Origin of the sequence: Microcoleus sp. C2D2 (assembly GCF_036702495.1) — a bacterium.
GTDB lineage: Bacteria > Cyanobacteriota > Cyanobacteriia > Cyanobacteriales > Microcoleaceae > Microcoleus.
This window is the reverse complement of the sequence record NZ_JAUBTO010000221.1, coordinates 1-9,395: the sequence shown is the minus strand read 5'-3', so window position 1 is coordinate 9,395 and position 9,395 is coordinate 1. Positions and strand designations below refer to the sequence as shown.

The following is a 9,395-nucleotide window of genomic DNA, read 5'->3' as shown; positions in this document are numbered from 1 at the left end:
GGTTGGAGAAGTCCTGCCTCAGCAAATTGGCTCGTAGATTAAAGAATCCCCGTGCGTAAACGCCGGGGAGTGTCAACCAAATCTCTGGTGAAGTGCGGCTAACGGTATAAAGACCGCGTTGGTTCGGTATTTGTGCGATCGGGCCTGTACCCCTACAATCTTACAGTCTCAAGCGAGAGGGACGATACTGCACGAAAAAGTGGCTGTCACCGCACCGTGCGACAGACAGCCGAAGCCAGTCAAAAAGTGCATTGTCAATGACTGATGACTAATGACTAATTAAGATTTTTCCGGCAAACTTGCTTCCAACTTCAGACAGTTGCGACCGTCTATTTGCAAAGTGTAGTCCACCCGATCCATAAGTCTGCTCATAATCAGCCAGCCGTAGCCGCTTTCCTGTTTAGCTTCCGGTCTCGGTGGATTGTAAGTATCCATTTCGTAACCTTTACCGTAATCCCAAATTTCTAAACCAATATCCCTATTTTTTAAATTCAAGCGAATTAACACGGGCAAATTGGGTTGATCTTTGTGAGCATGGCGGATCACGTTAGAATAGGCTTCTGCTAACACCAAGCGCAAACGATTCGACTGACGCGGCCAATCGACGTGCTCTCCTAGCTCTACTTCCAAACTGCTCAGCAACCAATTTTCAACAATTGTTAAAAACCGCAAGTCGCTTGGCACATGAAGCTCAGTATTCATAAAAAAATCCCGTAAGTTTGAAAACCCTGTGTCTTGACACCAGGTATAAAACACGACGCGCCGAATTGATTCGGTCTCAATACTTATCGCTACTCGGGGGATACTAGCCTTTTCTGTTGAAAAATCAGGCATTCGTCATTCGGTAGAAGGCAGAAGTTAAGAGTATTGTTGAAAACTTTAGTTATGGGTCTAAAGCCCATTAACAAGTGATAATTATACCCAGACTGCAAGCAGCGAAGTATAAAAAATCTTTGTTTCAATCCCTGGCTTTTAAGCGTTGGTTTTTTCTGACGAATGCCTTCTACTTTAAACCTTTACAGGTGTTTAATCCCCCAGGAAAGCGATTCAGGAAACTAGCTGCGCGCGATCGCGGGCTAGGTTTTTTACTGTTGACTATAACGCAGTCCTTTGCGGGACTACTCTGTGGGCCGTCAACAAGCAGGGCTTCAGTTTTTTCGGCTCTCACCCCCGACTATGCGTCGGGAGTCGCTGACAGATTCAGAGGACCTCCAGAGAGAGTATGGTTTGGTCGTCTTCCTGAACGGGATTGTCAGCTCTGATGTGAGCCAACAAATTGTCCAAGTTGAAGGAACCAGGTTCCTGAATCAAGAGTTGCCAAAGCCCTTCTTGTTGTAGCATAGAACGGGTTTGTTCACCCCCAGGGACCGCTTCAGTGGTCACGCTAGCTTCAGTAATCCCGTCACTCGTCAGCAGAAATACATCTCCTGACTTTAATTCGATCGTACCTGCTTTGCCTCTCCAAACTGGTAGTATCCCCAAGGGAATGCCGCGAGCTTTCAGGAAATTCGGCTCGGCTGGCGTTTTACCGCTAGCGGCTTGAGCTTTCACCTCCGAGTGAGACCAAACGATCGGGTAAATGTGACCGGCATTAGCAAAGGCGAGGTGTCCCGTTGAGGGAGTGTAACGAGCAACAACCATTGTAATAAAATGGTTGTTGCCGATCAGGTCGTCAGACATACTGCTATTCATATTGTGCATAACTCGATCGGGTTCAGGAGAAACTTCTTGGGAAAGTTCCCGCCGCATCACCGAAATCGCGCTGGCCATAAATAGAGCAGCCGGAACTCCCTTACCCGAAACATCTCCCACCGCTATCCAAATATCCCCTTGGGAGTGGACGTAGACTTCAAAAAAGTCGCCGCCAACCTCCCGCGCGGGATAGCAGCAAGCTTGCACCCTGACTGTTTCAAAATCCGGCCAACTTTGGCGCAACAAGTTTGTTTGGATTTGGCGAGCCACTTCCAACTCGTTTTGCATCTGCTTGGCTAAATCCAGAGTGCGCTGGTATAGCTTAGCTTGAGACAGGGCCAGAGCAGCTTGAGCTGCTACACCTTCTATTAACTCTATATCTTCTGCCGACCAAGGGTTAGTGCCGCCAATCTGGCACAAAGCCAGTACCGCCAGCAATTCTTGCTGGTAAGTCAGGGGCACGGCAATCTCAACCGATTTACCGTCCCCCCCACTGTTTGGGTTCACTTGAGTTTGGCGGCTGGCTACGGCTTGAACCAGCAAATTTTCATCAAAAGAAAAGTGAATGGTCTCGTCGGTTTGGGCTTGGTAGGGGAAGGTACTCGGCAATAGTCGATCGGTCTCTACCGGCCGCAGCATACAATAGTTGGCTTCAAAAGTTTGACCTACGGTTTGAACAATAGTTTGTACCATACTAGAGTAATCTAGCGACCCGCGAATCACGCTCATTACCTCATTGAACAGAGATTCTTTGCGCAAAGCGCGGCGCAATGCAACGCTGCGCTGCTTGTAGTATTTGTAAGTTTCTGAGGCTTGATTGATCACCAATTTGAGTTCTTCTGGATTCCACGGTTTGGTGATGTATTTGAAGACTTGACCTGAGTTGATGGCCTCGACCAAATCTTCAACATCTGTGTATCCCGTTAGCAGAATCCGAATCGTATCGGGAAATCGCTCGACTGTTTTCCCCAAAAACTCGGTGCCATTCATTTCTGGCATCCGCTGGTCAGATATAATCACCGCCATCTCGCCCTGTTGGTCTAGAACTTCCAGGGCGCTGAGGGCGCTATCTGCTTTGTAAACTTGAAAGTCGCGTCGAAACGTCCGGTACAATAAATCCAAGTTGTCTGGTTCGTCATCGACTACCATCAGTTTCAGCTTGCTTCCATCTCCCCGACTCATCTTTCTTCCCCCTTGAAAACCCCCACCCTAGCTGTACTCAGCAAGGTGGCGGGAGGAAAAGGGGGGCTGGATATATGCAACATATCAGTTACGTCAAGTTGAGTTAAAGAAACCCGTTTCACCTCAAGGTGAGCATTCCTTTCGCACCATCTGTTCGCACAACAGATGAGAGGCTTTCGATACTGTAACCCGCCTCGGTAGGCCGCTTCAATAGGGAAAATTCCCCAGTCAGCTTTCGCGCTTTGATACGAGTAACGACCGTGTTAGCAGTCGGTACTTTTCTAAACACACCCGCCTCCCAAATGACTAATTAATGCTCTGATTGCAGAGTTATTAACTAGCTGCATAATGTCCTCGGTGTGAATTTTAACACTTACTACTAACCCCGGTATTGCTACCTGAGTGTGGTCAAAATCGGCTGAATTTCAAGCCCCACTATACCCGGAGGGTTAGGGGTGGGCTGTTGGCGCTATTCCCTACACCTGTGCCGAATCGCACGCATATTGCTGCATTCAAGTCCCCCTAATCTCTGAACTTTTTGCAGCAAGCATATTACTACTGCCGAATCAAGCTACTCTTTCTGCCAGTCTGAGCTTAGCAGAACGAGAGCGGGGATTTCTAGCTACTTCTTCGGATTGTGGCACGATCGGCTTTTTTGTCAGTACCTGTAAACTGGGTGTTCCTCTGAGTTGGTGCTTGACGGGTCGGTCTTCCAGGCTGTGAAATGTAATGATTCCGATTCTCCCACCGGGTTTTAACCACCTTGGGGCAAGGTTTAGGAAAGTTTCTAAAGAAGCTAGTTCGGAGTTGACGGCTATCCTTAAAGCTTGGAAAGTGCGGGTGGCGGGATGGATTCTGCCGTTGCGCTGCTTGGGACCGAAGGCGAGGGCGATCGCCCCAGCGAGTTCTGTTGTAGTTTGAAAAGGACGCCCTTGTACAATCCGCCTCGCGATGCGCCGCGACAGTCGCTCTTCACCGTATTTGTAAATAATATCTGCTAGTTTAACTTCTTCCCAGTGATTGATAATCTCTTCTGCGGTCAAAGATTGCTGCTGGTTCATACGCATATCTAGTTGAGCTGGGTGGCGAAAACTAAATCCTCGTTCCGGTGTATCGAACTGAGCCGAGCTGACGCCCAAGTCTGCTATGATACCATCAAATTCGCCATCTGGGGACTTGTATTCGGCAAAGTTGCCGTGCCAAAACTCAACGGGCGAGTTGGCAAATCGGGCTTGGCAAAAACGGATGGCTTGTTCGTCGCGGTCGATCGCCACCACTGTAACATCAGCCGCCGCCGCTAAAATCAAACTCGTGTGTCCGCCGCCCCCAAGCGTCGCGTCCAAATAGCGGCCGCCGGGACGCACAGCCAAACCGGCAATTAACTCTTGACCCAAAACTGGAACGTGATAGGTGTCAATACTGACATCAGATCCAAGGGTCTCCTTCTCAGAAAGCTCGATATCCTTCATAGAAAATCCTCGTTGGAAACCCTGCGTCTTTAGACCAGGGAGGAAAACGGATAGGCAGGATTCATCCTGCCATTTCGCTGTATACTTAATAACTGTAGCGAAAAGATGGTTATGTACCTGACCCAGAAGAACCAAGTGCGAGAACTGAATAAGTCCGAGTTTTTGGCTCTCAAGGAATTGTGCCGACTGAGTAAGAACCTCTACAACGTAGGGCTTTACACAGTTCGACAATACTTCTTTCAGGAGCGTAAGCACCTGCGCTACGAGTCGAACTACCACCATTGTAAGGTTAACGAGAACTACCAGTTGCTGAACACTGATATTGCTCAACAGACGCTGAAGGTAGTAGACCGAACATTTAAAAGCTTCTACGGATTGATTAGTGCAGTTAGGGAGGGAAGCTACCAACAGCGAGTTAAGCTTCCTCACTACTTGCCAAAAGACGGCTACTTCTTGCTGATAATCCCTTGCGGGTTGTCTACCCGTAAGGACAAGACAAAAGTACCGAGACTGGTCATCAAAGACTGCAAGTTTCGGATACCCATGTCCAATCAATTCAAGAAACAGTTTGGGGAAGTCTGGATCAACTTTCCCAACCGCATTAACTACGGATCCCTCAAAGAGATTCGCATTCACCCCCAATACAACGGTCGATACTTCGAGGTTGAATTTATCAGCGAAGTAGAACCAGAACCTGTAGAAGTCAATCCCAGTAGTGCGATTAGCATTGATTTGGGAGTAGACAACCTTGCTGCTTGTGTTGATACCAATGGGGCATCCTTCCTTGTGGATGGCAAACCAATTAAATCGATTAACCAGTGGTACAACAAACGCAATGCTTGTCTGCAATCCATCAAGGATAAGCAGGGAATTAAAGGTATTACCAACCAGCAAGTAAAGCTGGTGGTAAGGCGCAATAATCAGGTGAGAGATTACCTGAACAAGGCAGCACGGTTTATAGTCAACCACTGCATTGATAACCAGATTGCACAACTGATTGTTGGTTATAATCCTGGAATCAAACAGGAAATCAACATCGGCAAGTGCAACAACCAGAACTTTGTACAAATCCCGTTTTATTCTTTGCGTTCTAAGTTGAGAGCACTGTGTGAGCGATACGGATTGGTTTACACCGAACAGGAAGAGTCGTATACCAGCAAAGCAAGTGCTATCGATGGTGATGAAGTACCTGTTTACAATGCCGACAATCCTAAGACTTACCCGTTCTCTGGTAAGCGAATTAAGCGAGGATTGTATCGGACAAAAGAGGAGCATCTGGTTAACAGTGACTTGAATGGTTCAGCAAATATCGGAAGGAAAAGTAAGCACAATGGCTTTGCCGGAGTGTCTAGGGGGTCATTGACTGCCCCAAGAAGAATTAATCTTCTGAAATTAGAGAGAAAATGTGAAGAAACGCGGATTGATTCCGTTTCGTAACATCCTCTTAGAATTCCCTCGGCTTTAGCCAGGGGAGGGTCAAAAAAGCCAAACAAAAATCAACAATAGCTAGTAATCATTAATTCATTTAATTATGTCAAGAATTGAGACTAGAACCGAACCGATGGTGCTCAACATGGGGCCGCACCACCCATCCATGCACGGGGTACTCCGGCTAATCGTCACCCTAGACGGGGAAGATGTGGTGGACTGCGAGCCTGTTTTGGGCTATCTGCACCGCGGGATGGAAAAAATCGCCGAAAATCGCACCAACGTGATGTACGTGCCCTACGTGAGCCGCTGGGACTATGCGGAGGGGATGTTTAACGAAGCGGTGACAGTCAATGCGCCGGAAAAGTTGGCGAATATTGCTGTCCCCAAACGGGCGAGTTACATTCGGGTAATCATGCTGGAGTTGAACCGGATTGCTAACCATTTGTTGTGGTTGGGGCCGTTTTTGGCGGACGTGGGGGCGCAAACTCCTTTTTTCTATACTATGCGCGATCGCGAGATGATTTTAGACTTGTGGGAAGCAGCCACAGGTTATCGCATGGTGAATAATAACTATTTCCGCATCGGCGGAGTTGCCGCGGATTTGCCCTACGGTTGGGTAGATAAGTGCGAAGATTACTGCGATTATTTCGTTCCCAAAATTGACGAGTACGAACGTTTAATTACCAACAATCCCATCTTCCGCCGCCGGATTGAAGGCCTGGGTACTATTTCTCGCGAAGAAGCGATTAACTGGGGACTGTCCGGCCCCATGTTGCGCGCTTCCGGCGTTAAGTGGGATTTGCGGAAAGTTGACCATTACGAATGTTACGACGACTTCGACTGGGAAGTTTGTACCGAAGCTGCTGGCGATTGTTTGGCCCGGTATGTGGTGCGGATTCGGGAGATGCGCGAGTCGGTTAAGATTCTCTATCAAGCCTTGAAAGGACTCCCCGGTGGGTCTTACGAGAATTTGGAAGCGAAGCGACTCGAAAGCGGGCCAAAATCTGAATGGAATGGTTTTGACTATCAGTTTATTGGCAAAAAAGTAGCGCCGACTTTTAAGATTCCCAAGGGCGAACATTATGTCCGCGTTGAAAGCGGCAAAGGTGAGTTGGGGATTTATATTATCGGGGATGATAATGTGTTTCCTTGGCGCTGGAAGATTCGGACTGGGGATTTTAATAATTTGCAGATTTTGCCTCACATTGTTCGGGGCGTGAAGATTGCCGATTTGGTGGCGATTTTGGGAAGTATCGACATTATTATGGGCTCGGTTGATAGGTAGGTTTGGTCGGTTTTTATCTGATAAATTAACCCGGTTTTTTTGTGGAACCGGGTTGATTTTTTTAAACCGCAGATGAACGCGGATCAACGCGGATGGATATCGATTAATATTGCTATTAACGTCGCTAAAATGTACCTTATTTCTCTCTACTCTCTTCCTCTGTGCCCTCTGCGCCCTCTGCGGTCAATAAAAAAAAATCTCTCCTTCACACAGGAAATAACATCAACTTTGATTCGATAAATTATGAAAGTTCAGCAATCAGATATCAATGACAGCAACTCGGATCTCTGCGCTTTAATCTGCGAAAGAATTGCCGCCAGTCCGCAGGGGCGTATTACTTTTGCTGAATATATGAATTTGGCATTATATCATCCGCACCACGGTTATTACAATAGCGATCGCCCGTCGATCGGCAAACAAGGCGATTTTATCACGTCGCCTCATTGGAGTGCTGATTTTGCGGAGGTTTTGGCACAGCAGTTTGTGGAAATGTGGCAAATTCTCGTTAGCGGAGCCCTCGAAGAGGATCGCCCTTTCAATTTCGCGATCGTAGAAATGGGCGCTGGGCGGGGAACTTTCGCCGAAAATGTGCTGCAATATCTGCAACGGCAACATCCCGACTTATTTAAAAGTTTAACATACATAATTGTTGAAATTTCGCCAATACTTCAGGCGGAACAACGCCAAAGGTTAGGTGATATCAAGTGTGTTAAGTGGTGTAATTGGGATGAGATAGTTAATAATTCAATAGTCGGCTGTTTCTTTTCTAACGAGTTAGTGGATGCTTTGCCCGTGCATCAATTCATTGTGGAAGAAGGGCAAGTTAGGGAGATTTACGTTACCGCAGAAACTCAAAAAAATGAACAAAAAGAGATAAAATTTATTGAAGTAATTGGCGAATTTTCCACGCCTAAAATTGCCGAATATTTGGATTTGGTAAGCATCGATTTGTCGGCGAGTGTTTACGGGGATGGTTATCGCAGTGAGGTGAATTTGGCGGCTTTGGACTGGATTAGTACAGTTGCTCAAAAGTTGCAGCGGGGATATTTGTTAACTATTGATTACGGCTATCCGGCGCACCGCTATTACAATCCGAGGCGCAGGGAGGGGACGCTACAGTGTTATTATCTGCACCGATATCACAATAATCCTTATATTAATGTGGGGCGGCAGGATTTAACGGCTCATGTTAATTTTACGGCGCTGGAAAGGCAGGGTGAATTGTGCGGTTTAGATGTGGTAGGGTTTACTCAGCAGGCTTTGTTTTTGATGGCGTTGGGTTTGGGCGATCGTATTGCTTCTCTGTCTACAAATGATGCGCAAGCATTGGATTTGGCAACGTTGTTGCGGCGACGGGAGGCTTTGCATCAGTTGATCGATCCGAGGGGTTTGGGGGGTTTTGGGGTTTTGGTGCAGTCGAAGGGGTTGAGGGAGGAGGAAAAGGGGAGAATCTTGAAGGGTTTGAGAGTGCCGGATTAGTTATTCGATCGATTTGCTTATATCGATTACGCAAGCTTACTCAACGGCGGAAATTCCCATTTTCCCGAATATAAAGTAGATGGCAGCTTTAAACAATAAGCAGCAGGAATTACTTCGATCAGCCACCAATTAAACATATCTCGTCTGGCTTCAGTAAAACCAGAAATGGCATCACCAGTAATCGCATCATACAGAATATCTAAGATGGCCTTATAAGCTGTTTTCGTATTGAGTGTTTGCAGCAAGCCGTAAAAGATATTGTAAGCTTCGTCAGTAGCTTGATATTTTCCGATTTTGTTGATGTTAGGAAACAAGGTATCAGCCCAAGTTTCTGGGATTTCACAGCTATCCTTCAGCCAACAAGATACAATTCCTTGAACGATATCAGCCTTGTGTTCTTCAGGAAAGTAATGTTTAATGGTCGGTTTGGCTGCTAATGCTATTCCATAAGCCATATAGACATATCGCTGATGGGATATTGCATCATTAGGCATTCCAAAGGCTGTCATTACTTCTACAAAAGCTTCTTCTACATTGCACTTTCCACCTGTTTCGTATAAATCACGATACTTTCTTTCCCAAACCCTGTGAAGAGTTTGCTGTAATTGCTCGGGAATATCTGAGTTGCTGGGCAACTTAAAATCGGTGTAATGACCTATGTCAAACTTGATCATTGACTTTCCCTCTTTATGTATTTTCCTCGATCATAAACCAAGAGCCAGCTAATTTTCAACGTCATATCACCTCAATTTTGCTTTGGGTACATAAGCCAGTAAAGCCCCATTACTCACAAGTTAAGCTAAAAGCACTATTGTCAATGAGTAAAATTACTCATCTTTTACCTGTTGACCCAATTA

General features: G+C 46.6%; 7 protein-coding genes. 3 read left to right on the top strand and 4 right to left on the bottom strand.

Annotation, left to right across the window (positions count from 1 at the left end; translation table 11 throughout):
* Nucleotides 1-279: 279 nt before the first annotated feature.
* The 3 genes from QUB61_RS35780 to rsmH form a co-directional block, all read right to left on the bottom strand.
* Nucleotides 280-702: an ATP-binding protein gene (locus QUB61_RS35780; RefSeq protein ID WP_006633914.1), complete on the bottom strand. Its 423-nt coding sequence runs from the start codon at nt 700-702 to the stop codon at nt 280-282.
* Nucleotides 703-1,200: 498 nt separating this feature from the next.
* Complete coding sequence (locus tag QUB61_RS35775; protein WP_333135705.1) at nt 1,201-2,874, bottom strand: SpoIIE family protein phosphatase; 1,674 nt, start codon at nt 2,872-2,874, stop codon at nt 1,201-1,203.
* A 566-nt stretch (nt 2,875-3,440) separates the two neighbouring features.
* The gene (gene rsmH / locus QUB61_RS35770) at nt 3,441-4,343 is read right to left on the bottom strand and encodes a 16S rRNA (cytosine(1402)-N(4))-methyltransferase RsmH (protein ID WP_333135703.1); all 903 of its coding nucleotides are present in this window, start codon (nt 4,341-4,343) and stop codon (nt 3,441-3,443) included.
* A gap of 111 nt (nt 4,344-4,454) precedes the next feature.
* Between rsmH and QUB61_RS35765 the strand changes: the two genes are divergently transcribed.
* The 3 genes from QUB61_RS35765 (at nt 4,455) to QUB61_RS35755 (ending at nt 8,538) form a co-directional block, all read left to right on the top strand.
* Nucleotides 4,455-5,780 carry a transposase gene (locus QUB61_RS35765; RefSeq protein ID WP_333135701.1) on the top strand — a complete coding sequence of 442 codons (1,326 nt, stop codon included), beginning with the start codon at nt 4,455-4,457 and terminating at the stop codon, nt 5,778-5,780.
* 94 nt (nt 5,781-5,874) lie between these two features.
* The gene (locus QUB61_RS35760; RefSeq protein WP_333135699.1) at nt 5,875-7,059 is read left to right on the top strand and encodes an NAD(P)H-quinone oxidoreductase subunit H; all 1,185 of its coding nucleotides are present in this window, start codon (nt 5,875-5,877) and stop codon (nt 7,057-7,059) included.
* Nucleotides 7,060-7,302: 243 nt separating this feature from the next.
* Nucleotides 7,303-8,538 (top strand): class I SAM-dependent methyltransferase, encoded by a 1,236-nt coding sequence (locus tag QUB61_RS35755; protein WP_333135697.1) that lies wholly within the window; start codon nt 7,303-7,305, stop codon nt 8,536-8,538.
* A 26-nt stretch (nt 8,539-8,564) separates the two neighbouring features.
* Here QUB61_RS35755 and QUB61_RS35750 read toward each other — a convergent pair whose 3' ends face one another.
* Nucleotides 8,565-9,212 (bottom strand): hypothetical protein, encoded by a 648-nt coding sequence (locus QUB61_RS35750; protein ID WP_333135695.1) that lies wholly within the window; start codon nt 9,210-9,212, stop codon nt 8,565-8,567.
* Between the last annotated feature and the right edge of the window lie 183 nt (nt 9,213-9,395).

Excerpts from the sequence above, each read along its gene's own strand:
- QUB61_RS35760 (WP_333135699.1), top strand. The coding sequence starts at position 5,875 with ATGTCAAGAATTGAGACTAGAACCGAACCGATGGTGCTCAACATGGGG.
- rsmH (WP_333135703.1), bottom strand. The coding sequence starts at position 4,343 with ATGAAGGATATCGAGCTTTCTGAGAAGGAGACCCTTGGATCTGATGTC.
- QUB61_RS35780 (WP_006633914.1), bottom strand. The coding sequence starts at position 702 with ATGAATACTGAGCTTCATGTGCCAAGCGACTTGCGGTTTTTAACAATT.
- QUB61_RS35755 (WP_333135697.1), top strand. The coding sequence starts at position 7,303 with ATGAAAGTTCAGCAATCAGATATCAATGACAGCAACTCGGATCTCTGC.
- QUB61_RS35750 (WP_333135695.1), bottom strand. The coding sequence starts at position 9,212 with ATGATCAAGTTTGACATAGGTCATTACACCGATTTTAAGTTGCCCAGC.
- QUB61_RS35775 (WP_333135705.1), bottom strand. The coding sequence starts at position 2,874 with ATGAGTCGGGGAGATGGAAGCAAGCTGAAACTGATGGTAGTCGATGAC.
- QUB61_RS35765 (WP_333135701.1), top strand. The coding sequence starts at position 4,455 with ATGTACCTGACCCAGAAGAACCAAGTGCGAGAACTGAATAAGTCCGAG.